Here is a 25210-nt window from a genome sequence, read left to right as displayed (position 1 = left end):
TCCTCGCCGGTGGCGGGGCAGGCCGGGCCCGGCCTGGTCATCTCCCGGAGCACCCCGCCGTGACAGGGGGTTGCCGGCCAGCGAGCCGGGGCTTGGCGCTGGCGCTCGTGACCTGGGGACGGGTATAGCAACCGCCCCGAGAAACTGCACCGGATCGGTAGGGTTTCTCAGTGGGTGGACGGATGTGTCGTCGTCGGCGACTCCTGTGCCGCCCCGTGCGGTCGCTCCTGCCCTGCGGCCGCCCGTCCCGGTGCGCGCGGAGTGAGACGGTGTGACGGGAGCTTCTGGCACAGGCGTACCGTCAGCAGGAGTTCCGCCCGCGTCAGACGAGGAGTACCCATGGACAGCCGACTGCAGTCCGTCTACGACGAGGTCCTGCGTCGCAACCCCGGCGAGGCCGAGTTCCACCAGGCCGTGCGCGAGGTCTTCGACTCGCTCGGCCCCGTGCTGCGCAAGCACCCGCGCTACGTCGAGGCCGCCGTCCTCGAGCGCGTGTGCGAGCCGGAGCGCCAGATCATCTTCCGGGTCCCGTGGGTGGACGACACCGGGCGCGTGCAGATCAACCGCGGCTTCCGCGTCGAGTTCAACTCCGCGCTCGGCCCGTACAAGGGCGGCCTGCGGTTCCACCCGTCGGTCTACCTGGGCATCGTGAAGTTCCTCGGCTTCGAGCAGATCTTCAAGAACTCGCTCACGGGCATGCCCATCGGCGGCGGCAAGGGCGGCTCCGACTTCGACCCGCGCGGGCGGTCTGACGGCGAGGTCATGCGGTTCTGCCAGTCGTTCATGACGGAGCTCTACCGGCACATCGGCGAGAACACGGACGTCCCCGCGGGCGACATCGGCGTGGGCGGCCGCGAGATCGGCTACCTCTTCGGGCAGTACAAGCGCATCACCAACCGGTACGAGTCCGGCGTCCTCACGGGCAAGGGCATCTCGTGGGGCGGCTCGCTCGTCCGCACGGAGGCCACGGGCTACGGCACGGTCCTCTTCGCGCAGAACATGCTGGAGACGCGCGGGCAGGGGCTCGACGGGCGCCGCGTCGTCGTCTCGGGCTCGGGCAACGTCGCGATCTACGCGACGGCCAAGGCGCAGCAGCTCGGCGCGAACGTGGTCGCGTTCTCCGACTCGTCGGGGTACGTCGTCGACGAGGCCGGGGTCGACCTCGAGCTCCTGCGCCAGATCAAGGAGGTCGAGCGCGGGCGCGTCGCCGACTACGCCGCGCGCCGCCCCGGGGCCCGCGTCGTCACCGACGGGTCCATCTGGGACGTGCCGTGCGACGTCGCGCTCCCGTGCGCGACGCAGAACGAGCTCGACGAGGCGGCGGCCAAGCAGCTCGTCGCGAACGGCGTCGTCGCGGTCGCGGAGGGCGCCAACATGCCCACGACGCCGAGCGCCGTCGCGCTGCTCCAGGAGGCGGGCGTGCTCTTCGCGCCGGGCAAGGCCGCGAACGCGGGCGGCGTCGCGACGTCGGCCCTCGAGATGCAGCAGAACGCGTCGCGCGACGCGTGGTCCTTCGAGTACACGGAGGACCGTCTCGCGCAGATCATGGCGGGCATCCACGACCGCTGCGTCGAGACGGCCGACGAGTACGGCACGCCCGGCAACTACGTGCTCGGCGCCAACATCGCGGGCTTCACCAAGGTCGCCGACGCGATCCTCGCGCTCGGCGTCATCTGACCCGAGCCGCACGACGACGGCCGTCGGTGCCCCGCGCGGAGCGGTGGCATCGGCGGCCGTCGTGCGCCCGTGAAAAACCCTCCGGCCGAGAAGGGTCGGGCGCCTAGGGTGGCCGGATGGCGACGGTCAGGCAGGTCCAGGTCACGTTCGACTGCGCGCAGCCACGGGGCGTCGCCCGGTTCTGGTGCGAGGTGCTGGGCTACGTCCCGGCGCCGCCCCCGGAGGGCTTCAGCACCTGGGACGACGCCGAGGCCTCCCTCCCGGCCACAGAGCGGGACGCGTGGTCCGCGTGCAGCGACCCCACCGGGGCCGGTCCGCGCCTGTACTTCCAGCGTGTCCCCGAGGGCAAGGTCGTCAAGAACCGCGTGCACCTCGACGTGCGTGCCGGCACCGGGCTCGTGGGTGCCGAGCGTCTCGCCGCGCTCGAGGCCGAGCGCGACCGGCTCGTCGCGCTCGGCGCGACGTGCGTGCGTGTGATGGTCGCCGACGAGGAGAACGAGTCCTGCATCGTCATGCAGGACGTCGAGGGCAACGAGTTCTGCCTGGACTGACCGCCGGGCCGACCCGCGGACCGCTCCGCCAGCCGGCCCCGGCGGTCGTGCCGAGGGGTGCCCTACGCGACCGTCGTGCGGACGGTGACCGGGATGTTGCCCCGGGTCGCGAGCGAGTACGGGCAGACGGCGTGCGCGGCCTCCGCGAGCTCCTCGGCGACGTCCTGGGTGACGCCGCCCCCGAGCTCGACGTGCAGCGTCGCGCCGAGCGAGAAGCCGCCGTCGCCGGTCGGGACGAGGTCGACCTCGGCGACGACGGCCGAGTCGGCCACGGGGACCTTGCGCTGCGCCGCGACCATCTTCAGCGCCGAGTGGAAGCATGACGACCACCCGGCTGCGAACAGCTGCTCCGGGTTCGTCCCGCCACCGGGGCCGCCCATCTGGCGCGGGACGGCGAGCGTGACGTCGAGCTGGCCGTCGTCGGACACGGCGCGGCCTCCGGCGCGACCGTCGCCGGTCGCGGTGGCCACGGCGGTGTAGAGGGTGTCAGCCATGAGGTGCCTCTCGAGAGTCGGGATCGAAGTAGAGTTACTAGTACGTCTACATCGGAGAACCTAGACTGGCGGCCGACCGCGCGCAAGGGCGGAGACAAGGAGGGGGCATGGTCGACGACTCGCCGACGCCCGGGGCGACGGGCCGCGGCACCGCGGCCGACACGCGCCGCCGCATCCTCGAGGCAGCCTCGGCGCTCTTCTACGCCCAGGGCATCCGAGCGACGAGCGCCGACCGCGTCATCGAGCAGGTCGGCATCACCAAGGTGACGTTCTACCGCCACTTCCGCACGAAGTCCGACCTCGTCGTCGCCTACCTCGAGGCGCAGGCCGCACGCGACCGCGCCGTCGTCGACGAGTCGCTCCGCGACGCCGAGCCGCTCGACGCCCTGAGCGCCCTCGCGGGCGCCATCGGCGCCGTGAGCTGCGTGCCGGGCTTCCGCGGCTGCCCGTTCATCAACGCCGCGGCGGAGACACCCGACCCGCAGGACCCGGTGCGCGTCGTCGTGGACCGCCACCGGCGCTGGACGCGGGACGTGTTCGCCCGCCTCGCCGCCGCGGTCGGCGTCACGGACGCCGACGCGACCGCGGCGCAGCTCATGATGCTGCGCGACGGCGCCATGGTCGCGGGCTACCTCGGCGACCCCGACGAGGTGGCCGCGACCCTGCGGTCCGCCTGCCTCACCGCCGTCGCCACGGGACGGCCGACGCCGGCCTGAGCTCCCGCGCCCGGCCCGCGCCCGGAGTCGTCTACCCTGGCCGACGGCCGCCGTCGTGCGGGTCGCGCGACGCGACGGCCGCCGGACCGGACGACGGGAGAGCGCCATGACGACCACCCACCCCGAGGGGGGCGCGGCGCCCGCGGCCCGCGACGTGGCCCTCGAGCTCGCGGTCCAGGACCCCGACGGCGTCCGCGTGGCCGCGGCCGTGCGTGCGCACCGGGTCGAGCTGTGCGTCGGGCTCGGCGCGACGGGCGGGCTCACGCCCAGCGCCGGGCTCGTCGAGGCCGCGGTCGCCGCCGCAGCGGAGGCCGACGGTCCGGGGCCGCGCGTCGAGGTGCACGTGCTCGTGCGCCCGCGCCCGGGCGGCTTCGTCCTCACGCCCACCGACCTCGACGTCCAGGTGCGCGACGTCCGGGCCGCGGTGGCGGCCGGGGCGCGCGGCGTCGTCGTGGGTGCGCTCACCCCGGACGGCCTGGTCGACGTCGGCGCCGTCCGCGCCCTCGTGGACGCCGCCGACGGGCACGAGGTCACGTTCCACCGCGCCGTCGACGTCGTCGCCGACCCGCTCGCCGCGCTCGACGCGCTCTCCGGGGCCGGGGTCGTGCGCGTGCTCACGTCGGGCGGTGCGTCGCGCAGCATCGACGGCACCGACCGGCTGCGCGCCATGGCGGCGCACGCGCGCGACGCGCTCGGCGGGCGTGTGCAGGTCATGGCCGGCGGGGGAGTGCGGCCGCAGGACGTCGGGGCCCTGGTGGCCGCGGGCGTCGACGCCGTGCACCTCTCGGCCAAGCGCGTCGTCGCGGACGACGCGGGGCCGGGGGGCGGCGGCGACGCCGGCTACGAGGTCACCGACCCCGAGGTCGCGCGGGCCGCGCGTGCCGCGCTGGACGCCGCTCGCTGACCCCGCTCCCGGCTCGCCGCCGTCCCGCCGCCGACCCCGTCCCCGACCGCTCCCGCCAGCGCGGTCTGCTGCGCCCGTGCGACGCGCTGCGCCCCGCACGACCCGCTGCGCCGGGACCGGCCACGGGCCGCCCCACCCCCTCCTGACCGTCCTCGGCACCTCGGCCGGACCCCGTTCCACGGGGTCCGGCCGAGCCCGTCGCGCGCGATCCTGGTATCGATGTCTCAGTTAGGTAACTTTCCTGTCGTATTCGTAGGAGGGCCGGTGGCTATTAGTTAGTGTTCCTGCCACACGCCTGCGGGCGCCGAAGCACGACGTGAGGACGCGTCGTCCATGCGAAAGGACCGAAGATGATTCGAAGCACGGCGCGCAAGCGTCTGCTCACGGCCGCGGCACTCGTGACGGGCGTCTCGCTGCTCGCGAGCGCCTGCACCGGCGGGGGCGATGGCGAGGGTGAGGGCAACGGCGGTGAGGCCCGTGTCCTCAACGTCTGGGCCGGCACCCAGACGCCCATGGTCGCGAACTTCAACCCGTACGCGCCCAACCCGCTGCACGTGACGAACGGTGGCATCTACGAGCCGCTGTTCTTCTACAACCGCGCCGAGGCCGGCGACCCGACGCCCCGCCTGGGCGAGTCCTACGAGTGGAGCGAGGACGGCACCGAGCTGACCGTCAAGATCCGCGAGGGCGTGAAGTGGTCCGACGGCGAGGACTTCACGGTCGAGGACGTCATCTTCTCGTACACCAACGACGCGGCGAAGCGCGACTACCTGAACACGATCGAGAAGGTCGACGAGTCGACCGTCAAGTTCACGTTCAACGGCGCGCAGTTCACGAGCGCCGTGCAGATCCTCGGCACCACGCTCATGGTCCCCGAGCATCTCTTCAAGGAGGTGTCGGACCTCATCACGTTCACGAACGACGAGCCGGTGGGCACCGGGCCGTTCACGCTCGACACCATCACGAACGCGACCTACACCGTCGTCCCGAACGAGGACTACTGGGGCGGCGAGCCGAGCCTCGGGAAGGTCCGCTTCCTCGCGCTCGACAAGAACCAGAGCGCCCAGGACCTCCTCGCCACCGGCAAGATCGACTGGACCACGATGTTCATCGCGGACCCGGAGACGGTCACCGGCGGCGGCCAGGTCTCGCTGCTCAACACCCCGCAGGACCCGACCACGATCATGTCGTGCTCGAACGCGGCGCTCGGCTGCGCGGGCCCGCAGACGGACCTCGCCGTCCGCCAGGCGGTCAACCTGCTCGTCGACCGCGGCGAGATCAACGAGAAGGCGTTCTCGGGCCACGCGGCCGTCGCGTCGCCGTCGCTCGCGCTCGTCGGTCGTGACGACCGCTGGATCTCCTCCGAGATCGAGAAGGAGAGCCCGCAGGAGGGCGACCCGGCCGAGGCGGCCAAGGTCCTCGAGGCGGCGGGCTACACCAAGGGTGCTGACGGCATCTTCGAGAAGGACGGCCAGAAGCTCTCGGTCGACCTCATCTCGGTCGACGGCTGGAGCGACCACAACGCGGCGGGTGACCTCATCGCGCAGCAGGCGCTCGAGGCGGGCGTGCAGATCAACCACGTGAAGATCACGCAGCAGGAGATGTCCGACGCCCGGACCAGCGGCAACTACCAGATGATGATCAGCGGCATCACGGGCACGTCGCTCGACGACCCGTTCGCCATCTACCGCCAGTGGCTCACGACCGAGTACACGACGCCGGTGGGCGAGACCATCGAGGCCGGCCGCTTCAACTTCCCGCGCTACTCGAACCCGCTCGTCGACGAGGCCGTGGCCACCGCCGCCGGCACCAACGACGAGGACACGAAGAAGGCCGCGTACGCCACGGTGCAGAAGGAGATCGCCCGCGACCTCCCCTACATCGCCCTCGTCGTGAACCCGACCATGTCGTTCGTCAACACGAAGGACTACACCGGCTGGCCGTCGGAGGACGACATGTACGCCTTCCCGCCGTCGTGGGCCACGATCAGCAACGGCGTGATCCTCTCCCAGCTCAAGCCCGCGAGCTGATGTCGCACTGCCGAAGAGGAGCTCGGGTGAACGAGGAGTCGGTTCAATGAGGTACTACGCACGGCGGATCGCGTTCTACGTGGTCACCTTCTGGGCCGCCGTCTCGCTCAACTTCCTTCTCCCGCGGGCCATCCCCGGTGATCCCAAGCAGATCTACCTCGACACCCTGCTCCGGAAGAACGGTGAGCTGACTCCGGGCCTCATCCAGAGTGTCGACATCCTCTTCGGCAGTGACGACGCCTCGCTGTGGGAGCAGTACCTCACGTACTGGAAGAACATCTTCACAGGTGATCTCGGTACGTCGGTCCTGTACTTCCCGGCACCCGTCAGCCAGCTGCTCGGCGAGGCCCTCCCCTGGACGGTGGGCCTCGTCGGGCTGGCGACGATCATCGCGTTCCTCCTCGGCGTCGGCCTCGGCGCATGGGTCGGGTGGAAGCGCGGTACGTGGGTCGACCACATCATCCCCGCGTCGACCTTCCTCCAGGCGGTGCCGTACTTCTGGCTCGCCCTGGTCCTCATCTCGATCTTCTCGGTGTCGCTCGGCTGGTTCCCCATCGTGGGCGCGTACGACATCTTCGAGTTCGACAGCGGTCCCGAGTGGTCGTGGGACTTCGTGGGCAGCGTGATCTACCACGGCACCCTCCCGGCCGTGACGATCATCCTGTCGGCGATGGGCGGCTGGCTCCTCGGGATGCGCAACATGATGGTCTCGACGATCGCCGAGGACTACGTCACGACGGCCGAGGCCAAGGGCCTGCGCCCCTTCCGGGTCGCGCTGACGTACGCGACGCGGAACGCGGTCCTGCCGTCGGTCACGGGCTTCGGCATCGCGCTCGGCTTCGTCGTCGCCGGGTCGGTGGTCATGGAGCAGGCCTTCAGCTACCCCGGCATCGGCAAGCTGCTCTTCACCGCGGTCCAGGCGAAGGACTACGCGCTCATGCAGGGCGCCTTCCTCGTGATCACCGTCGTGGTGCTCGCGGCGAACTTCCTCATGGACCTGATCAACGGCATCATCGACCCGAGGACGCGGAACAATGGCTGACCCCACCCGTGACGCCGAGACCGTGACTCCCGCGGCCGACGCCGCTCCTGCCGCCTCCGTGGTGGTGGACGGCCTGCCGCCCGAGAACCGGACCGCCGGCATCGTGCCGGACGTGCCCATCGCCCCGCCCGAGGCCGTCGTCGCGGGCGAGCCCGTCCCACAGAGCACCGCGCCGAAGCGCGGCATCCGGGCGATGCTCCCGCGCCGTTCTGGCAAGCTCGTCGTCGGCCTCGTGCTGACGCTCGGGATCGTGCTCTTCTCCGTCGTGGCGCCGCTGTTCAGCCAGAGCCCGCGGGCGACGTCGAACCCGGCGTACCTGCCGCCGAGCACCGAGCACCTGCTCGGCACGAACAACATCGGCGTCGACATCTTCGCCCAGGTCGCGCACGGCGGCCTCGGCTCCCTCACGGTGGGACTGCTCGCGGGCGTGATCGCGATGGTCCTCTCGCTCCTGTTCGGCATCATCGCCGGCTACGTCGGGGGCTGGACCAACGAGATCCTGTCCTTCGTCACGAACATCATGCTCGTGATCCCCGGGCTCCCCCTGATCATCGTGATCTCCGCCTACCTCGAGTCCCGCTCGCTCTTCCTCGTCGCCCTGATCCTCGGCATCACCGGGTGGGCGGGGGCGGCGATCGTGCTACGGGCACAGGCCCGGTCCCTGCGCAGCCGCGACTACGTCTACGCGGCCAAGGTCGCGGGCGAGAAGGCGCCGCGCATCGTCCTCGTCGAGATCCTGCCGAACCTCCTGCCGCTGCTCACCGCGAACTTCCTGGGCGCCGTGCTCCTCGCGATCCTCAGCGAGGCCGGCCTCTCGTACCTCGGCCTCGGGCCGTCCGGGTCGGTGACGTGGGGCACCATCCTCAACGAGGCCAGCACGCAGAACGCGATGGCGTACGGGCGCTGGTGGTGGTTCGTCCCGCCGGGCCTCCTCATCGCGCTGTTCGGCTGCGGGCTCGCCCTCATCAACTTCAGCATCGACGAGATCATCAACCCCAAGCTGCGGACGGCCCCTGCCGCGGTCAAGAACGTCCGCCTCGCGCGCAAGCAGCGTGCGAAGCTCCAGGCGGCGACCGCGCCGAGCACCGCCAAGGCCGGCACGGCGGGCACCGCGGCCGACACCCCCGCCCGCGACGACGAGAAGGTCCAGTCATGAGCGCACCGACCCTCACCGCGAAGCCTGCGGGCGACTTCGGGGCCCCGCCCGGTGCGGTCCCCGTGCTCACGGCGCGGAACGTCTCGATCGAGTACCAGGTGAACCCGGTCGTGCAGGCCGTGAAGGACGTGTCCCTGACCCTGCACCGAGGCGAGATCCTCGGCCTCGCGGGCGAGTCCGGCTGCGGCAAGACGACCCTCGCGTACGGGCTCAACCAGCTCCTCAAGCCGCCGGCGCTGCGCACGAGCGGGGAGATCGTCCTCCACGACAAGGACGGCGACGACATCGACGTCGCCGCCCTGTCCGGGGACTCGCTGCGGGCGTTCCGCTGGGACAAGGTCTCGATGGTCTTCCAGGGGGCGATGAACTCCCTCAATCCCGTGATCAGCATCAAGGCCCAGCTGTTCGACGTCTTCGCGACGCACCGCCCGGGGATGTCCGCGAAGGCCAAGCTCGAGCGCAGCCGTGAGCTGCTGGAGCTCGTCGGGGTCGACCCGAACCGGCTCGACAGCTACGCGCACGAGCTCTCCGGCGGCATGCGCCAGCGCGTCATGATCGCGATGGCCCTCGCGCTCCAGCCGCAGGTCATGATCATGGACGAGCCGACGACGGCGCTCGACGTCGTCGTCCAGCGCGGCATCCTGCGCGAGATCATGCGGCTCCGCGAGCAGTTCGACTTCGCCGTCGTCTTCATCACGCACGACCTGCCGCTGCTGCTGGAGATCAGCGACCGGATCGCGGTCATGCTCCGCGGCGAGATCGTCGAGCTCAACACGGCCGAGGAGATCTACAACGCGCCCGCGCACGAGTACACGCGCCGCCTGCTCGGGTCGTTCCCGAGCCTGACGGGCGACCGTGGCGGGTTCGTCCGGTCCGGCGAGGACACCGCCGACAGCACGGGAGGGGTGGCCTGATGGGCACGCTCGAGATCCGGAACCTCACCAAGGACTTCGTCATCCGCAACGGGTGGAAGCGGTCGCGGCTGCGTGCGGTGAACGACGTGTCGTTCACGCTCGAGCCGGGCAAGACGATCGCCATCGTCGGTGAGTCGGGTTCCGGGAAGTCGACCGTCGCGCGGATGATCGCGAAGCTCGAGACGCCGACGTCCGGCGACATCCTGCTCGACGGCGTCCCGTCCGCCCGGCGTGGCCGTGGCCTGGCCGAGTACCGGCACGACGTCCAGATGGTGTTCCAGGACCCGTTCGCGTCGCTCAACCCGTTCCACTCGATCCGTCACCACCTGGAGCGGCCGCTGCGGATCCACGGGCGCGCGAAGACGGCCGCCGAGCTCGACGCAGCCGTCGACGAGCTCCTCACGCGCGTGAACCTCACGCCCCCGGGGACGTTCGCGGAGAAGCGTCCGCACGAGATGTCCGGAGGCCAGCGCCAGCGCGTCGCGATCGCCCGCGCGCTCGCCCCCGGCTCCCGGTTCCTCGTCGCGGACGAGCCCGTGTCGATGCTCGACGTGTCGATCCGGCTCGGGGTGCTCAACCTGCTGGCACGCCTGCAGCGCGAGGAGAACCTCGGCGTCCTCTACATCACGCACGACCTCGCGACGGCGCGGCACTTCAGCGACGAGATCCTTGTGATGTTCCGCGGGAACGTCGTCGAGCGCGGGCCGTCGGACCAGGTCATCCTCGACCCGCAGCACGAGTACACGAAGCTGCTCCTCGGGGCGGCGCCGGAGCCGCAGAACCACGGCCGCCTCCGCGAGGAGGTGCGGCGCGAGCTCGCCGCGGCCGCGGCGGGCGAGGGCGACGCCGTCGCCCGCGACCGCTTCGGCACGCGCGGCATGTGAGACGGGCGTCGCCCGTCCCCTCTTCGTCCGGGCAGCGGGGGTTGCCCGGCGGCACGCGTCGGTGGTGACGCGTGCGCGTCGCGCGGGCCAGGTCAGTCGGACGCCCTGGCCCGCGCGCTCGCCCCGTCCGTCGTCGTTCGTCCTGCCACGCAGGACGTCCCCGGCGACGGGTGGGTAGGGTCGGGCTCGTGCCCGCCCGTCACCTGCGCCTCGCGCGACCCGAGCCCTCCGCCCCGAGCACCGCCGCGCTGGTCACCGACGCGCTCGCGGCGCTGCGCCGCGAGATGGAGGTACCGGAGAGCTTCCCGGACGGGGTGCTCGCCGAGGCCGAGGAGGTCGTGCGCGAGGACCGCGCGGTGCCCGGTCCGGGGCGCGTCGACCTGCGCGACGTCCCGTTCGTCACGATCGACCCGCCGGGCTCGATGGACCTCGACCAGGCGCTGCACCTCGAGCGGGCCGGGGGAGCGCCGGGCGACCCGGCGGGCGCCGCGTTCGTCGTGCGCTACGCGATCGCCGACGTCGGCGCGTTCGTCGTGCCGGGCGGCGCGATCGACGCCGAGGTCCACGAGCGCGGCACGACCCTCTACGCGCCCGACGGCCGCACCCCGCTGCACCCGGCCGTGCTGTCCGAGGGCGCGGCGAGCCTCCTGCCGGGCGAGGACCGCCCGGCCGCGGCCTGGCGCGTCGTGCTCGACGCCCGCGGCGAGATCCTCGACGCGAGGGTGCGGCGCGCCGTCGTGCGCTCGACGCAGCGCCTCACCTACGACGAGGCGCAGGCCCGGATCGACGCTCGTCCCGCCGGGGACGACACCGGCGACCCCCTCCTGCTGCTCCGCGAGGTGGGCGAGCTGCGGCTCGCGCGCGAGCGCGAGCGCGGCGGCGTGTCGCTCGAGGTCCCGGAGCAGGAGATCGTCACGCGCGACGACGGCTCGTTCGGCCTCGAGTTCCGCTCGACCCTCCCGGTGGAGGCCTGGAACGCGCAGGTGTCGCTGCTCACGGGCATCGCGGCGGCGCGGATCATGCGCGCGGGGGGCGTCGGCGTCTTCCGCGCGCTGCCGGAGGCCGACCCGCGCGACCTCGCGCGCCTGCGCCGCACGGCCCGCGCGCTCGGCATCGACTGGCCGCGCGAGACGCCGTACGCCGAGCTCGTCCCGACGCTCGACTCGCGCGTCCCGCGCCACGCCGCGTTCCTCAACGAGGCGACGTCGCTGTTCCGGGGCGCGTCGTACGAGGCGTTCGGCGGCACGGGCCAGGAGCCCGGCGTGCCCGACGACGCGGCGCACGCCGCGATCGGCGCGGAGTACGCGCACGTCACCGCGCCCCTGCGCCGGCTCGTGGACCGCTACGGCACCGAGGTGTGCCTCGCGCTGTGCACGGGGGAGGACGTGCCGCGGTGGGTGCTCGACGCCCTGCCCGGTCTCCCGCGCACCATGGCCCGCACGGGCCAGCGCGCGAGCGGGTACGAGCGCGCGATCGTCGACGTCGTCGAGGCCGCGCTGCTCACCGGCCGCGAGGGCGAGGAGTTCGACGGCGTCGTGGTCGACGTCGAGGACGACCGCGAGCGCGCCCGTCGTCTCGAGCGCGAGGACGCCGACGAGGCGGGCGGGGCACGGCGCGGCCAGGTGGTCCTCGCCGACCCCGCGGTGCGCGCCCCCGTCGAGGGGGCGGACCTCCCGCTCGGCGACCCGGTGCGCGCCACGCTGCGCGAGGCGTCGGTGCCCGGGCGCCGTGTCCGGTTCACCGTCGGCTGACGCCGGGCTGCGCGGCCTAGGCTGGTCCTCGTGCCTGCCCGACGCCGTACCGACCCCGCCGCCGGCCGCCTCGCCCTGGCGACGTGGCGCGACGACCCCACCGACCGCCGTGCCGTGACGACGGCCGTGCGGTTCACGCTCGAGGAGCTCGCCGACGTCGCGCCCGGGCACACGGTCGAGGTGCGCGTACCGCCCGCGGGGGCCGTCCAGGCGGTCGAGGGCCCGCGGCACACGCGCGGGACGCCGCCGAACGTCGTCGAGACGGACCCGCAGACGTGGCTGGGCCTCGTGACGGGGGCCGTCGCCTGGGCCGACGCCGTCGCGGACGGGCGCGTCCGTGCGTCGGGCGAGCGCTCCGACATCTCCTTCCTGCTCCCGCTCCAGGCGGCCCGGCCGCGCTGACCACTCAGGCGGGGGCCTCGGCATCCGCTCGCGGGCGGTGAGCGTGTTACCGGTGGGTAACGTTCTGGGGGCCGGTCTGGCGGAGCGCCGGACGGGGGACTAGCGTCCCAGGATGACCGGCCGCCGTCCGCGCGGGCGCTCGCGGCACGACGACGTGCGCTGGCGTTCTCGTGACGGTGACACGGCAGCAACCGCACGTTCATCCAGGTGGGGTGCGATGTCCGCGGAGGCAGGGCGTCGCCCCGTCCGAGGGACGTCCCCGACCCACGGGAACGCGCGAGCTGCTGCCCGGCCGTCCGCACGAGATGAAGGAGTCAGCGTGACCGACCACCAGCACCTGCGGCGACGGAGGGTGGTGGCGGGCACGTTGACCGTGGCCCTCGCCGTGCCGCTCTCCGTCGCGGCGGCCACCGCCGCGAGCGCGGCGCCCGACGGGTCGGGCCTCGTCATCAACGAGGCCTACCTGAGCGGCGGCAGCGCCAACGCCCCGTACACCCACAAGTTCGTCGAGCTGTACAACCCCACGCAAGCGGCGATCGACCTCTCCGGGATGTCGCTGCAGTACCGCTCCGCGACGAGCACGGGCGCCTTCACGGGCGTGACCGCGCTGACCGGCTCGGTCGCCCCCGGGGGCTACTACCTGGTGCAGGGCGGGTCGAACGGCTCGAACGGCGCCGCGCTGCCCACGCCCGACGCGACGGGCGGTCTCAACCCGTCGGGCACGACGGGCACCCTCGCGCTCGTGCGGTCGACCTCCCCGGTGACGCTGCCGGCGGGGAACGCCGCGGGCGCCGCGAACGTCGTCGACCTCATCGGGTACGGCACCTCGAACACGTTCGAGACGGCCGTGGGCCCCGCGCCGTCGGCCAACAACGTGCCCGCGTCGATCAACCGGACCGGGTACGCCGACTCGGACGACAACAGCAAGGACCTCACGCTCTCCAGCACCGTCACGCCGCAGAACAGCGGTGACGACGGCGGCGGCCCGGGCCCCGAGCCGGGCGAGGTCGTCCCGATCGCGGAGATCCAGGGCACGGGGGCGGCGAGCCCGCTCGTCGGGCAGACGGTCACCACGCGCGGCGTCGTCACCGCGACCTACCCCACGGGCGGCTACGACGGCTTCTACCTGCAGACGGAGGGCACCGGCGGCGACCTCGACGCGTCGCACACGGCGTCGGACGCGATCTTCGTCTACTCGAAGGCGGGCGCGGCCGCGGTGGCGGTCGGCGACCACGTCGAGGTGACGGGCGCGGTGTCCGAGTACTTCACGCTGACCCAGATCACGCCCGCGGCGGGAGGCTGGACCGTCCTCGACGAGGCGGCGCAGGACGTCAAGCCCGCGAACGTCGCGTTCCCGGCGACCGACGCCGAGCGCGAGGTCCTCGAGGGCATGCTCGTGCAGCCGGCGGGCGACTACGTCGTCGCGGACAACTACGACACGAACTACTACGGGTCGTTCGTGCTCGCGGCGGGGACGGACCCGTTCGTCCAGCCGACGTCGGCCGGTCGGCCGGGCAGCGCGGAGGCGGCGGCCGCCGTCGCGGACCGTGCCGCGCGGGCCGTGGTGCTCGACGACGGCGCCACGACGAACTTCAACAACACGGCGAACAAGGGCGTCCCGCTCCCGTACCTCACGGGCGGGGCACCGGCGCGCGTGGGTGCGGCCGTGTCGTTCACGACGCCGGTCATCCTCGACTACCGGTTCGACGCCTGGACGTTCCAGCCGCGCACGCAGCTCACCGCGGGCGACGGCGGCAACGCCGCCACGGTGCAGCCGGTCACGTTCGAGAACACGCGGGAGGACGCGCCGGCCGAGGTCGGGGGCGACCTCTCCGTCGCGACGTTCAACGTGCTCAACTACTTCACGACCACCGGCGACCAGGTCGCGGGCTGCCAGTTCTACACGGACCGCGCCGGGAACCCGATCACGGTCCGCACGGGCTGCGACGCGCGCGGCGCGGCGGACGCCGCGAACTTCGAGCGGCAGCAGACGAAGATCGTCGCGGCGATCGACGCCCTCGACGCGGACGTCGTCGCGCTCATGGAGATCGAGAACTCCGAGCCGTTCGGCAAGGACCGCGACCAGGCGCTGTCGGACCTCGTGGACGCGCTCAACGCGGCCGCGGGCGCGGAGGAGTGGGCGTTCGTCCCGTCCCCGGCCGCCGTGCCGACGGACGAGGACGTCATCCGCCTCGCGTACATCTACCAGGTGGCCGAGGCCGAGCCGGTCGGCGACTCCGTGATCCTGCTCGACGACCCGGCGTTCTCGAACGCGCGCGAGCCCCTCGCCCAGGTCTTCCAGCCCGCGGGCGGGATCACCGAGGGTGACGACGCGGCGAGCGACGACGTGCTCGTCGTCGCGAACCACCTCAAGTCGAAGGGCGGCAGCGACTCCGCGCCCGCCGACCAGAAGGACACCGGCGACGGCCAGGGCGCGTACAACAAGGCGCGCGTGGGCCAGGCGACGGCGCTCGTCGCCTTCGCCGAGGACGTCGCGGCCGACGCCGGGACGGACAAGGTCCTGCTCGCGGGCGACTTCAACTCCTACGAGCAGGAGGACCCGCTGCAGGTGCTCAAGGACGCCGGCTACACCGACCTCGGTGCGTCGACGGGCGAGCACACCTACCTGTTCGACGGGTACGTCGGGTCGCTCGACCACGTGTTCGCGTCGCCGGCCGCGGCGGACGCCGTCACCGGCACCGACGTGTGGAACATCAACTCGGTCGAGCCGATCGCCAACGAGTACAGCCGGTACAACTACAACGCGTCGATCCTCTACGACACGACGCCGTTCCGGTCGTCCGACCACGACCCCGTCCTCGTGGGCCTCCAGCTCGGCGCCGCCGAGCCCGGCACCACGCAGCTGGACCTGCTGGCGATCAACGACTTCCACGGTCGCATCGACGCCAACACGGTGAAGTTCGCGGGCACGATCGAGCAGCTGCGCGCGGCGAACCCCGACGGGACGGCCTTCGTCTCGGCGGGCGACAACATCGGCGCCTCGCTGTTCGCGTCGGCGCTCCAGGAGGACCAGCCGACGATCGACGTGCTGAACGCGCTCGACCTCGCGGCGTCCGCGGTGGGCAACCACGAGTTCGACCAGGGCATGGACGACCTCACGGGTCGTGTCACCGACGAGGCCGACTGGGCCTACCTGGGCGCGAACGTCTACGACAAGGGCACGACGAACCCGGCGCTGCCGGAGTACCAGGTCGTCGACATCGACGGCCTCGACGTCGGCTTCGTCGGCGTCGTGACGGAGGAGACCCCGACGCTGGTCACGCCGTCGGGCATCGCCGACGTCGAGTTCGGCGACCCCGTCGAGGCGCTCAACCGCGTCACCGCCCAGCTCCAGGACGGCGACCCGGCGAACGGCGAGGCGGACGTCGTCGTGGGCCTCGTCCACGAGGGCGCGTCCGCGGGCACGCCCGACGGTGCGACGCTCGAGGAGGAGGTCGCCGCGGGCGGCGCCTTCGCGGACATCGTCGACGGGACCGACGCGCGCGTCGCGGCGATCTTCACGGGCCACACCCACAAGCAGTACGCGTGGGACGCGCCCGTCCCGGGCGTCCCGGGCAAGACCCGCCCGATCGTCCAGACCGGCAACTACGGCGAGTTCATCGGGCACGTGTCGCTCACCGTGGACACCGCGACCCACGAGGTCACGGCGTACACGGCGCAGAACGTGGCCCGCACGAAGGCGGAGGACGCGACCCTGGTCGCGACGTACCCGCGCGTCGCGGAGGTCAAGACGATCGTCGACGCGGCGCTCCAGCAGGCCGAGATCATCGGCGCGACCCCGATCGGCGAGGTCACCGCGGACATCACGACCGCGTTCGCGGGCGGCTCGTACACCGGTCCCGGCGGGACGTACGTGGGCTCCGGCCCGAACCCGACCTCCGGGCGTGACGACCGCGCCTCGGAGTCGACGCTCGGCAACCTCGTCGCCGACTCGCTCCTCGCGACGCTCTCCGACCCGGCGCGCGGCGGCGCGGACATCGGTGTCGTCAACCCCGGCGGGCTGCGCAGCGAGCTGTTCCACGACGGTGACGGCGTCATCACCTACGCCGAGGCCAACGCGGTGCTGCCGTTCGTCAACAACCTGTGGACCGTGACCCTCACGGGCGAGCAGGTCGTCGAGATGCTCGAGCAGCAGTGGCAGACGGACGCGAACGGCAACCGTCCGTCGCGCCCGTACCTCGCCCTGGGCCTCTCGGACAACGTGTCGTGGACGGCGAGCACCGCCGACCCGAACGCGGCGCCGGGGAGCAACGTCTCGTCCGTGACGATCGACGGCGAGCCGATCGACCCCGCCGGGGAGTACCGCGTCGCGACGTTCTCGTTCCTGGCCACCGGGGGCGACAACTTCCGCGTGTTCACGGACGGCACCGACCCGCGCGACTCCGGTCTGGTCGACCGGGACGCGTGGATCGCGTACCTGCAGCAGAGCTCGCCGGTGTCGCCGTCTTTCGACCGCTCGCGCGTGGTCGTCGACGAGCTGCCCGGCACCGTGACGGCGGGCTCCGACGTGAGCGTGGGGCTCTCGGGCCTGAACCTCACGTCGCTCGGGTCGCCGACGAACACGTCGGTGGACGGGTACCTCGTCGCCGCGGACGCCACGTTCGACCCGGCGAACCCGGGCACCGCGGCGGGCACCGCCACGGTGACGGGCGGGGCGGCGACCCTGACGGCGACGGTCCCGGCCGACGCCGCGGCGGGCGAGTACGACCTGTGGGTCGTCGCGTCGCCGAGCGGCACGACGGCGCGCATCCCCGTCACGGTCGAGGCCGCCGCCCCGACGGTGGAGCTCGTGAATCTCGAGGCCACCGCGCGCTGCACGGGCAAGTTCGTCCACCTCGCGGTCCGCGCCACCAACGGCGAGGACGCGCCGGTCGAGGTCGTCCTCCAGACGCCCTACGGTTCCAAGCGGTTCCCGAACCTCCAGCCGGGCAAGAACGCCTACCAGTCGTTCAACACCCGGGCCACGTCGATCGAGGGCGGGACGGTCACCGTGACCGCGACGCTCGACGGCGTGACGCAGGAGTACGAGATCCCCTTCGAGGGTCAGACCTGCGGCTGACGCCTGCCTGACGCCGTGCGGCACCGCCGAGGAGGCGACGCCACGTCCCGCGACCCGGGTCCCGTCCGACGGGCCCGGGTCGCGGTGCGTCCGGGGCGAGGGCTCTGCGGGGAGTCCCAGGAAGCGCGGGTAGGGTCGTGCTCGTGAGCTCCGAGCAGTCCCGCGTGCCCGAGGGCACGACCCCAGACCCGTCCGCTGCGCCCGACGCCGTCGTGCCCGACGCCGCGCGCCCCGAGGCCGGGTCCGAGGCCGCCGAGCCCGGGGGCGCTGAGCCCGAGGCCGCCGGGCCGGGGACGAGGGCGGACGAGACGCCCGGCGCGGCATCCGACGACGCCGCCTCCGCCGGTGGCGAGGAGGTCGAGATCGAGTCCGTGGTCGACCCGGCGACGGTCCGCCGCGCCCCCCGCTACCGTGCGTTCTTCACGGTCGGCATCCTCCTGGGCACGGTCCTCGGCCTGGGCATCGGTGGTGCGTGGCTCCAGTCGCCCGCCGCGGCGCCGGTCTTCAAGCCCGGCGTCTACTTCACCGTCATCCTCGTGACGTGCGCGGCGCTCGGCGCCGCGGTCGCGGGCGTGTGGGCCGTCGTCGCCGACCGCCGCAGCCTGCGCGGGCGCCGCTGACCGCTCAGCCGACGAGCGGCTCGGCCACGCGCCGGTCCGCCGGCTCGGACGCCGTACCGGTCGGGGCGCCGGCGGCGGGGGAGAGCCGCACCGCCACGCCGGGCGCCAGGCCCAGCGTCCGCGCTTCCGCGCGGGTCACGACGACGGACACCACCTCGTCGCCCGCGGTCACCTCCGCGCGCACCTCGAACCCCACGCGCGTCGTGCGCGTGACGACGCCGGTCACGCCCGCCGCGTCCGCCGTGTCCCCGATCGCGACGCCCCGGTGCAGGTGCGCCGACGGGTCGAGGCCCGCCCCGCCGTCGGGCAGGACCTCGACGTGGACGTCGTGCGGGCGGACGAGGACCCCGCCGAGGCGGGTCACCGGCCCGAGGAATCCCATGACGAAGTCGTTCGCGGGGCGGTCGTAGAGGTCGTCGGGGGTGCCGACCTGCTCGATGCGGCCCTCGTTGACGACGACGATCTCGTCCGCGACCTCGAGCGCCTCCTCCTGGTCGTGCGTGACGAACACGGTGGTCACGGGGATCTCGTCGTGCAGGCGGCGCAGCCAGTCGCGCAGCTCCTTGCGGACCTTCGCGTCGAGCGCGCCGAACGGCTCGTCGAGCAGGAGGACGCTCGGGCGGATCGCGAGCGCGCGGGCGAGCGCCATGCGCTGGCGCTGCCCGCCGGAGAGCTGCGACGGCAGCCGGTGGGCGAAGCTCTCGAGGTGCACGAGCCGTAGCAGCTCGTCGACGCGCTCGGCGATCTCGGCCTTCGGCGTGCGGCGGATCTCGAGCCCGAACGCGACGTTCCGCGCGACGCTCAGGTGCTTGAAGGCCGCGTAGTGCTGGAAGACGAAGCCCACGTTGCGGCGGCGCGCGGGCAGGTTCGTGGCGTCACGGCCCTCGATCTCGACCTGGCCGGAGTCCGGCACCTCGAGCCCGGCGACGACGCGCAGCAGCGTGGACTTGCCTCCGCCGCTCGGGCCGAGCAGCGCCGTGAGGCGGCCGGTCGGCACCGAGACGGAGACGTCGTCGAGCGCGACGAAGTCGCCGAAGGTCTTGCGGACGTTGCGGATCTCGATGCTCATGCGTCGGCCTCCGTGGGGGCGGCGGTGCGGGTGGACCTGACGGTGCGGGGGGACCTGGCGATGCGGGGGGAGCGGCGGGTGCGGGGACCGGCGTCGTCGTCGGAGCGCAGGAACGTCACGGCGACGATGCACGCGACGGACACCGACGCGAGGAGGAACGCGACGGCGTAGGCGGTGCCCTGCTCGAAGTCCTGGTACCGCTGCTCGACGAGCAGCGTGGACGTCTGCGTGCGGCCCTCGAAGTTGCCGGAGACGACCTTGACCGCGCCGAACTCGCCGAGGGCGCGCGCGAGCGTGAGCACGACGCCGTAGACGACGGCCCACCGGATCGCCGGCAGGGTGATGCGCCGGAACGTCTGGAGGCGGCTCGCCCCGAGGCTCGTCGCGGCGAGCTCCTCGTCGGTGCCGAGCTCCGTGAGGACCGGCACGACCTCGCGGATGACGAGCGGGAGGCACACGAACGCGGTGGCGAGGACGATGCCCGGCGGCGCGAAGATCACCTGGAGCCCGGCGTCCTCGAGAGCGCCGCCGAACCAGCCGTTCTTCCCGTACACGAGGACGAGCGAGAGCCCGACGACGATCGGCGAGACGGACAGCGGGAGGTCGAGCAGGGCGTTGAGGAGCGCCTTGCCCGGGAAGTCGTACCGGACGATGAGCATCGAGATGCCGACGCCGAACACGGTGTTGATCAGCACGACCTGCACCGCGACGGCGGCGGTGAGCTGGAGCGCGAAGACGACGGACGGGTCGGCGAGGGCCCGCTGGAACGTCTCGAGCCCGTCCGCGAACGCGCCGCGCACGACGAGCGAGACCGGCCACCCCACGAGCAGCACGAGGTACACGACCACGACGGCGCGCAGCGTGCGGCGCACCCAGGGGGAGCTATCCACGGCGGGCCACCCTGCGCTGGAGGAGCTGGATCGTCGCGATGACGAGCAGCGAGACGAGGAGGAGCACCGACGCGACGGCCGCCGCCTGCTCCGGCTGGCCGTTCTCCAGGTAGCTGAGGATGCGCACGGAGCCCACTTCGGTGCGCATGGGCAGGTTCCCGGAGAGCAGCACGAGCGCGCCGTACTCGCTGATCGCGCGCGCGAACGACAGCGCGGCGCCCGCGGTGATCGCGGGCGCGAGGGCCGGGAGGACGACGCGGCGGAAGGTCGTGGCCCGTGTCGCGCCGAGCGACGCGGCGGCCTCCTCGACGTCCCGGTCGAGCTCGGCGAGCACGGGCTGCACGCTGCGCACCACGAAGGGCAGCGTGACGAAGAGGAACGCGAGGAAGACGGCGGCGCGCGTGTTCGCGACGTCGACCCCCAGCGGCCCCGACGGCCCGTACAGCGCGAGCAGCACGAGGCCGGCGACGATCGTGGGGAGCGCGAACGGGATGTCGATGAGCACCTCGAGGAGCCGCTTGCCGGGGAACCGGTCGCGCACGAGGACCCACGCGATGAGCGTGCCCATGACGACGTTGACGGCAGTCACGGCGAGCGCCTGCGTGACCGTGAGTGTCAGCGCCGCGGCGGTCTGCGGCTGCGTCACAGCGGCGACGAAGGCCGGCCAGCCGCCGACGGACGTCTCGACGAGCACCGCGATCAGCGGGACGAGGGCGAGGGCCGAGAACCACACGAGCGCGACGCCGAGCCCGAGGCCGGAGGTCGCCGTGAGCCGGTAGGGGCCGTTGGGCGCCCGACGGCGCGTGCGGCCGGGAGGCGCGGCCGAGGCCGGGCGGCGCTCGCGCGCCGCCCGGCCCGGTCGTTCAGCGAGGGTCGAGGACACGGGTCACTGCTTCCCGGTCTCGGCCTGGATCTTGGTCACGAGGCCCTCGTCGCCGAAGAACTTGTCGTTCGTGGCCGACCAGCCGCCGAAGTCGTCGGCGATGGTGAGGAGCGTCGGGACGGTGGGGAACGGGTCGCTCGGGTCGTTGGCGCCCTCGACCTCGAAGTCGACGTCCCCGGTCAGGGGGCGGAAGCCCACGTGCGCGAACGCCTCCTGGCCCTCGGGCGTGAGGACGAAGTCGAGGTAGCTCTGCGCCTTGGGGTCGGCGTCGACCGTCACCGCGGCGGGGTTCTCGATGAGGAGCGTCTGGTCGGGGACCACGTAGTCGAACGTCTCGCCGTTCTGCCGCGCGAGGATCGCCTCGTTCTCGTAGGACAGCAGGACGTCGCCGGTGCCGGACGTGAAGGCGGTGGTCGCGTCGCGGCCGCTGCCGGGGAGGGCGACGGCGTTGGTGAAGAACTTCCGCAGGTACTCGGTCGCGTCCTCCTCCGAGCCGCCGTTCGCGATGACGCTGCCCCACCCGGCGAGGATGTTCCAGCGGGCCGAGCCCGACGAGCCGGGGTTCGGGGTGACGATCTCGACCCCGGGCTGGACGATGTCCTCCCAGCTCTGGATGTTCTTCGGGTTGCCCTCGCGGACCACGAGGACGACGACGGACTGGCTGACGATGCCCTGGTTCTCGCCCGCGTTCCAGTCCTCGGCGACGAGGCCCGCGTCGACGAGGCGCGTCACGTCGCCCTCGAGCGAGAAGTGCACGTAGTCGGCCTCGAGCCCGTCGGCGACCGCGCGGCTCTGGTCGCCGGACGCGCCGTACGACGTCTCCCAGGTCACGCCCTGGCCGTCCTCGGTCTCGCCCCACAGCTCCTGCGCCGCGTCGTTGCCCGCCTTCGGCACGGCGAAGCCGACGAGCGAGAGCGTCGTGGGCTCGACGTCGGAGCCACCGTCGCCGCTCGCGTCGCCCCCGCCCGACCCGTCGACGGCGGTCGGCGCGCAGGCGGTGAGGACCAGGGCGGTGGCTGCCGCGGCAGCCGCGAGGGTGATCGTCGTCCGGAGGCGTCGCATGGTGTCGTCCTTCGTCGGGGTCCCGGGGAGCGGGAGCGGTGGTGGAACGGGCCCGGCGCGGCGGCCATACTGGACCCCCACGGTCGGGTAAGTCGAGATTCAAGCGCGGTGTTCCCACGCAGCGAAACCCCCGACCGACAGGTGGGACGACGTAACGCCACCGTGAACGGTGCTGCTGAGCCACGCAGCCAGACGATCAGTGTCGGTGCGCCTGAGTACGGTCACGGTTCATGGGGGCAGGAGTCTGCGCACGCTGCGGATCGCACGATCGTTCGAGAGAGGTGCGGAGCCGAATGGGGCTCTGCATCGCGCTCTGCGCCGCGTGTCAAGGGAGAGAAGTGCGGGAGTCGGGGCCTCGGCTCCGTGATTACGCCCGGGTTGCGCTCGCCGCAACGGGGATCGTGTTCGCGCTGGGTGTCGGCTCGCTCTTGCCGGGTGGGCCGAGGTCTGACGTGGACCCGTTGGCGATGGTCGGTTCCGGCGTCGGCGGGTATTTCGCGACGGGGCCGGCCGCGCACGCTGTCCTGTTGGGCATCATCTCGACGGTAGCCATCGCTGTCGCGTTCTCACTGGAGTCCTCTGCGGCCCGCGGGGACGCGATCGCTGACGAGGCGCGGGCGTCCGAGACTCCGGATCTCGCACTTCAAGCGCGAGCGTTCCGCCTGGAACGCGTCGCGACGGTGCAGTACGTGGTCACGCTAGGGTTCACCGGCCTAGCGGCGGTGGTCGCGCTCGACACCATGACCGACCGCGAGGGACCGTGGCAGGTGCTGAGCACGGTCGCCTGGCTCCTCGTGGTGTGGCTGGCGAACGAAGCCGTGCGGCTGGGCTCGGTCATCGAGGTGACGGATCAGGTGCGGGACCAGCTCCGGGCTGACGACAGGCGTCGCACGCTTCTGCGCCGTCGCGCTGCGCGCTCGTTCCCTCTGCGGAGTGCAGCGTTGGCGGGCCTGGTCTTCGTGATCACCTGGGTTGTGCTGTGCATCGTCGCTGTCTCGTCGAGCGACGTCCTCGATGTCCCTCCCCTCTCCGTCTGGGGCCGGATCGTGGCGGTAGGTGTCCTCACCCTCGTAGCGCTCGTGTGGATCGCTGCGATGTGGCAATCGCTACCCGGTGTCGTGGTGCCCGCGTCTCTAGCGATCCTCACGACGGTCTCGGTGCTGACCGCAGCAGTCGGTTACCTCGCGCGGATCGCTGGCGAGCGGGGGACGGCGGCCTCAGTGTTCGTGATCGCCGTCCTTCTGCTCGTCGGGCTCCTGGGCGTCGCCGCGTGTGGAGCTTTTGGGCGCGGGTGGATGCGGTCGTTGAGCCGACCTGGCGCGTGGTTGTCCGCGCCGGCGGCGCGTCTCGACGACTGGGAGGAGCGCACGCGGACTGCGTCCGTCGCTGTATCGCGCCGATGACGGCCCCGTCGAGACGTGCGCCGTCCGCATGATCGCGCGCTTCGGTCCCGACGCGCACGCTGTGGGACACTGAGGTACGTGGCCCCCCGCGGAGATGGACTTCTCAACCACGACCTCATGCCCGGCGAGAAAGGCCCCCAGGACGCCTGTGGCGTCTTCGGTGTCTGGGCGCCCGGCGAGGAGGTCGCCAAGCTCGCCTACTTCGGGCTCTACGCGCTGCAGCACCGCGGCCAGGAGTCGGCGGGCATCGCGACGAGCAACGGCGAGCAGATCCTCGTCTACAAGGACATGGGCCTCGTCTCCCAGGTCTTCGACGAGACGGCCCTCAACGCCCTGACGGGGCACATCGCCGTCGGGCACTGCCGGTACTCGACCACGGGCGGCGTGACGTGGGAGAACGCGCAGCCGACGCTCGGCGCCACCGCGTCCGGGACCGTGGCCCTCGGGCACAACGGCAACCTCACGAACTCCGCCGAGCTCGTCAACCTCGTGGCCGAGCGCTACGGGAGCCAGCGCCGCGGCGAGCTCGCGCGCGGCAACACGACGGACACCGCGCTCGTCACCGCGCTCCTCGCGGGCGACGCCGACCACACGCTGGAGGCGACGGCGCTCGAGGTGCTCCCGCGCTTGCGCGGCGCGTTCTCGCTCGTCTTCATGGACGAGCGCACGCTGTACGCCGCGCGCGACCCGCAGGGCGTGCGCCCGCTCGTGCTCGGCCGCCTCGAGCGCGGCTGGGTCGTCGCGAGCGAGACGCCGGCTCTGGACATCGTGGGCGCGTCCTTCGTGCGCGAGGTCGAGCCCGGCGAGCTCATCGCGATCGACGCGGAGGGCCTGCGCTCGCAGCGCTTCGCGCCCATCGAGCGCGCGGGCTGCGTCTTCGAGTACGTCTACCTGGCCCGCCCGGACACGAGCATCAACGGCCGCTCGGTGCACGCGGCGCGCGTCGAGATGGGCCGCCAGCTCGCCCGCGAGCACCCCGTCGAGGCGGATCTCGTCATCCCGGTCCCCGAGTCCGGCACGCCCGCCGCGGTCGGCTACGCCGCCGAGTCGGGCATCCCGTTCGGCCAGGGGCTCACGAAGAACGCCTACGTGGGCCGCACGTTCATCCAGCCGTCGGACACGCTGCGCCAGCTCGGCATCCGGCTCAAGCTCAACCCGCTGCGCGACGTGATCCGCGGCAAGCGGCTCGTCGTCGTCGACGACTCGATCGTGCGCGGCAACACGCAGCGCGCGCTCGTGCGCATGCTGCGCGAGGCCGGCGCGGCGGAGGTGCACGTGCGCATCAGCTCGCCGCCCGTGAAGTGGCCGTGCTTCTACGGCATCGACTTCGCGTCGCGCGCCGAGCTCATCGCGAACGGCCTCTCGCCGCACGAGATCGGCCAGTCGCTCGGTGCCGACAGCCTCGGCTACATCTCGACCGAGGGCATGATCTCGGCGACCGAGCAGCCGTCGTCCCAGCTCTGCACGGCGTGCTTCACCGGCAAGTACCCCATCGAGCTGCCGCCGGACGACCAGCTCGGCAAGCACCTCCTCGAGCAGGCCGAGCTCCCGCTCGGGGCGCCCGAGGACGGGCTGCGCAGCCTCTCGGTGACCGCCGGCGGCGCCGGCGCCCTCCAGCACCCCTGACCCGCACCCTCCGCACCACCGGCGCGCGCGCCGCGAGACACCTTTGGAGCCGACAC

Annotated in this window: 20 protein-coding genes and 1 riboswitch; of the genes, 15 read left to right on the top strand and 5 right to left on the bottom strand. The window is 72.6% G+C overall.

The annotated features are described in order from the left end of the window. Positions 1 to 10 precede the first annotated feature (10 nt). Positions 11 to 113, bottom strand: a riboswitch (SAM riboswitch). Positions 114 to 339: 226 nt separating this feature from the next. Beyond that, on the top strand, positions 340 to 1677 hold the full coding sequence (gene gdhA, locus GWJ10_RS06130) for an NADP-specific glutamate dehydrogenase (protein ID WP_163186138.1): 1338 nt from the start codon (positions 340 to 342) through the stop codon (positions 1675 to 1677). Positions 1678 to 1793: 116 nt separating this feature from the next. After that, the gene (locus GWJ10_RS06125; RefSeq protein WP_163186136.1) at positions 1794 to 2228 is read left to right on the top strand and encodes a VOC family protein; all 435 of its coding nucleotides are present in this window, start codon (positions 1794 to 1796) and stop codon (positions 2226 to 2228) included. A gap of 62 nt (positions 2229 to 2290) precedes the next feature. Here the strand turns inward: GWJ10_RS06125 and GWJ10_RS06120 are convergent, their stop codons facing one another. Then, a complete protein-coding gene (locus tag GWJ10_RS06120; RefSeq protein WP_076403553.1) occupies positions 2291 to 2722 on the bottom strand; it encodes an organic hydroperoxide resistance protein in 432 nt (143 codons plus the stop codon). Positions 2723 to 2829: 107 nt separating this feature from the next. Between GWJ10_RS06120 and GWJ10_RS06115 the strand changes: the two genes are divergently transcribed. The 11 genes from GWJ10_RS06115 (at position 2830) to GWJ10_RS06065 (ending at position 18221) form a co-directional block, all read left to right on the top strand. Beyond that, entirely contained in the window at positions 2830 to 3438 is a 609-nt protein-coding gene (locus GWJ10_RS06115; RefSeq protein ID WP_163186133.1) for a TetR/AcrR family transcriptional regulator, read from the top strand. A gap of 106 nt (positions 3439 to 3544) precedes the next feature. Continuing rightward, complete coding sequence (locus GWJ10_RS06110; RefSeq protein ID WP_163186130.1) at positions 3545 to 4342, top strand: copper homeostasis protein CutC; 798 nt, start codon at positions 3545 to 3547, stop codon at positions 4340 to 4342. A 350-nt stretch (positions 4343 to 4692) separates the two neighbouring features. Next, positions 4693 to 6372, top strand: a complete 1680-nt coding sequence (locus tag GWJ10_RS06105; protein ID WP_076403549.1) for an ABC transporter substrate-binding protein — start codon at positions 4693 to 4695, stop codon at positions 6370 to 6372. Between the two features lie 46 nt (positions 6373 to 6418). Continuing rightward, on the top strand, positions 6419 to 7414 hold the full coding sequence (locus GWJ10_RS06100; RefSeq protein ID WP_061268323.1) for an ABC transporter permease: 996 nt from the start codon (positions 6419 to 6421) through the stop codon (positions 7412 to 7414). Next, a complete protein-coding gene (locus GWJ10_RS06095; protein WP_076403547.1) occupies positions 7407 to 8570 on the top strand; it encodes an ABC transporter permease in 1164 nt (387 codons plus the stop codon). Before GWJ10_RS06100 ends, GWJ10_RS06095 begins: the two co-directional genes overlap by 8 nt. Beyond that, positions 8567 to 9484 carry an ABC transporter ATP-binding protein gene (locus GWJ10_RS06090; protein ID WP_082774603.1) on the top strand — a complete coding sequence of 306 codons (918 nt, stop codon included), beginning with the start codon at positions 8567 to 8569 and terminating at the stop codon, positions 9482 to 9484. Before GWJ10_RS06095 ends, GWJ10_RS06090 begins: the two co-directional genes overlap by 4 nt. Further along, the gene (locus tag GWJ10_RS06085; RefSeq protein ID WP_061268322.1) at positions 9484 to 10368 is read left to right on the top strand and encodes an ATP-binding cassette domain-containing protein; all 885 of its coding nucleotides are present in this window, start codon (positions 9484 to 9486) and stop codon (positions 10366 to 10368) included. Before GWJ10_RS06090 ends, GWJ10_RS06085 begins: the two co-directional genes overlap by 1 nt. Before the next feature lie 188 nt (positions 10369 to 10556). Continuing rightward, complete coding sequence (locus tag GWJ10_RS06080; RefSeq protein ID WP_346773826.1) at positions 10557 to 12119, top strand: RNB domain-containing ribonuclease; 1563 nt, start codon at positions 10557 to 10559, stop codon at positions 12117 to 12119. A 30-nt stretch (positions 12120 to 12149) separates the two neighbouring features. Then, positions 12150 to 12521: a sterol carrier family protein gene (locus GWJ10_RS06075; protein WP_043656540.1), complete on the top strand. Its 372-nt coding sequence runs from the start codon at positions 12150 to 12152 to the stop codon at positions 12519 to 12521. A 319-nt stretch (positions 12522 to 12840) separates the two neighbouring features. Further along, positions 12841 to 17601, top strand: a complete 4761-nt coding sequence (locus GWJ10_RS06070; RefSeq protein ID WP_346773825.1) for an ExeM/NucH family extracellular endonuclease — start codon at positions 12841 to 12843, stop codon at positions 17599 to 17601. Between the two features lie 143 nt (positions 17602 to 17744). Next, entirely contained in the window at positions 17745 to 18221 is a 477-nt protein-coding gene (locus GWJ10_RS06065) for a hypothetical protein (RefSeq protein WP_163186124.1), read from the top strand. 4 nt (positions 18222 to 18225) lie between these two features. Here the strand turns inward: GWJ10_RS06065 and GWJ10_RS06060 are convergent, their stop codons facing one another. From GWJ10_RS06060 to GWJ10_RS06045, 4 genes are read right to left on the bottom strand one after another with little or no spacing between them, the layout of a single operon-like run. Next, the gene (locus GWJ10_RS06060) at positions 18226 to 19290 is read right to left on the bottom strand and encodes a sulfate ABC transporter ATP-binding protein (RefSeq protein ID WP_076403537.1); all 1065 of its coding nucleotides are present in this window, start codon (positions 19288 to 19290) and stop codon (positions 18226 to 18228) included. Further along, entirely contained in the window at positions 19287 to 20180 is an 894-nt protein-coding gene (locus GWJ10_RS06055) for a sulfate ABC transporter permease subunit (RefSeq protein WP_163186121.1), read from the bottom strand. Before GWJ10_RS06055 ends, GWJ10_RS06060 begins: the two co-directional genes overlap by 4 nt. Beyond that, positions 20173 to 21063, bottom strand: a complete 891-nt coding sequence (gene cysT / locus GWJ10_RS06050; protein WP_061268316.1) for a sulfate ABC transporter permease subunit CysT — start codon at positions 21061 to 21063, stop codon at positions 20173 to 20175. Before cysT ends, GWJ10_RS06055 begins: the two co-directional genes overlap by 8 nt. A 3-nt stretch (positions 21064 to 21066) precedes the next feature. Further along, positions 21067 to 22125, bottom strand: coding sequence for a sulfate ABC transporter substrate-binding protein (locus GWJ10_RS06045; protein WP_034653459.1), 1059 nt, complete (start codon positions 22123 to 22125; stop codon positions 21067 to 21069). A gap of 293 nt (positions 22126 to 22418) precedes the next feature. Here GWJ10_RS06045 and GWJ10_RS06040 point away from each other — a divergent pair, with 293 nt between their 5' ends. Both GWJ10_RS06040 and purF read left to right on the top strand, forming a co-directional pair. After that, the gene (locus tag GWJ10_RS06040) at positions 22419 to 23528 is read left to right on the top strand and encodes a hypothetical protein (RefSeq protein WP_061268314.1); all 1110 of its coding nucleotides are present in this window, start codon (positions 22419 to 22421) and stop codon (positions 23526 to 23528) included. A 78-nt stretch (positions 23529 to 23606) separates the two neighbouring features. Next, positions 23607 to 25154, top strand: coding sequence for an amidophosphoribosyltransferase (gene purF / locus GWJ10_RS06035; RefSeq protein ID WP_031315107.1), 1548 nt, complete (start codon positions 23607 to 23609; stop codon positions 25152 to 25154). The last annotated feature ends 56 nt before the right edge of the window (positions 25155 to 25210 follow it).

The organism is Cellulosimicrobium sp. SL-1 (assembly GCF_011033075.1).
Classification (GTDB): domain Bacteria; phylum Actinomycetota; class Actinomycetes; order Actinomycetales; family Cellulomonadaceae; genus Cellulosimicrobium; species Cellulosimicrobium funkei.
The sequence above is the reverse complement of the archived record's forward strand: the minus strand, read 5'-3'. Positions and strand labels throughout refer to the sequence as shown.

Bases quoted from the DNA above. Each gene is read 5' to 3' on its own strand.
- gdhA (WP_163186138.1), top strand. From the start codon at position 340: ATGGACAGCCGACTGCAGTCCGTCTACGACGAGGTCCTGCGTCGCAAC.
- GWJ10_RS06125 (WP_163186136.1), top strand. From the start codon at position 1,794: ATGGCGACGGTCAGGCAGGTCCAGGTCACGTTCGACTGCGCGCAGCCA.
- GWJ10_RS06120 (WP_076403553.1), bottom strand. From the start codon at position 2,722: ATGGCTGACACCCTCTACACCGCCGTGGCCACCGCGACCGGCGACGGT.
- GWJ10_RS06115 (WP_163186133.1), top strand. From the start codon at position 2,830: ATGGTCGACGACTCGCCGACGCCCGGGGCGACGGGCCGCGGCACCGCG.
- GWJ10_RS06110 (WP_163186130.1), top strand. From the start codon at position 3,545: ATGACGACCACCCACCCCGAGGGGGGCGCGGCGCCCGCGGCCCGCGAC.
- GWJ10_RS06105 (WP_076403549.1), top strand. From the start codon at position 4,693: ATGATTCGAAGCACGGCGCGCAAGCGTCTGCTCACGGCCGCGGCACTC.
- GWJ10_RS06100 (WP_061268323.1), top strand. From the start codon at position 6,419: ATGAGGTACTACGCACGGCGGATCGCGTTCTACGTGGTCACCTTCTGG.
- GWJ10_RS06095 (WP_076403547.1), top strand. From the start codon at position 7,407: ATGGCTGACCCCACCCGTGACGCCGAGACCGTGACTCCCGCGGCCGAC.
- GWJ10_RS06090 (WP_082774603.1), top strand. From the start codon at position 8,567: ATGAGCGCACCGACCCTCACCGCGAAGCCTGCGGGCGACTTCGGGGCC.
- GWJ10_RS06085 (WP_061268322.1), top strand. From the start codon at position 9,484: ATGGGCACGCTCGAGATCCGGAACCTCACCAAGGACTTCGTCATCCGC.
- GWJ10_RS06060 (WP_076403537.1), bottom strand. From the start codon at position 19,290: ATGAGCATCGAGATCCGCAACGTCCGCAAGACCTTCGGCGACTTCGTC.
- GWJ10_RS06045 (WP_034653459.1), bottom strand. From the start codon at position 22,125: ATGCGACGCCTCCGGACGACGATCACCCTCGCGGCTGCCGCGGCAGCC.
- GWJ10_RS06040 (WP_061268314.1), top strand. From the start codon at position 22,419: ATGGGGCTCTGCATCGCGCTCTGCGCCGCGTGTCAAGGGAGAGAAGTG.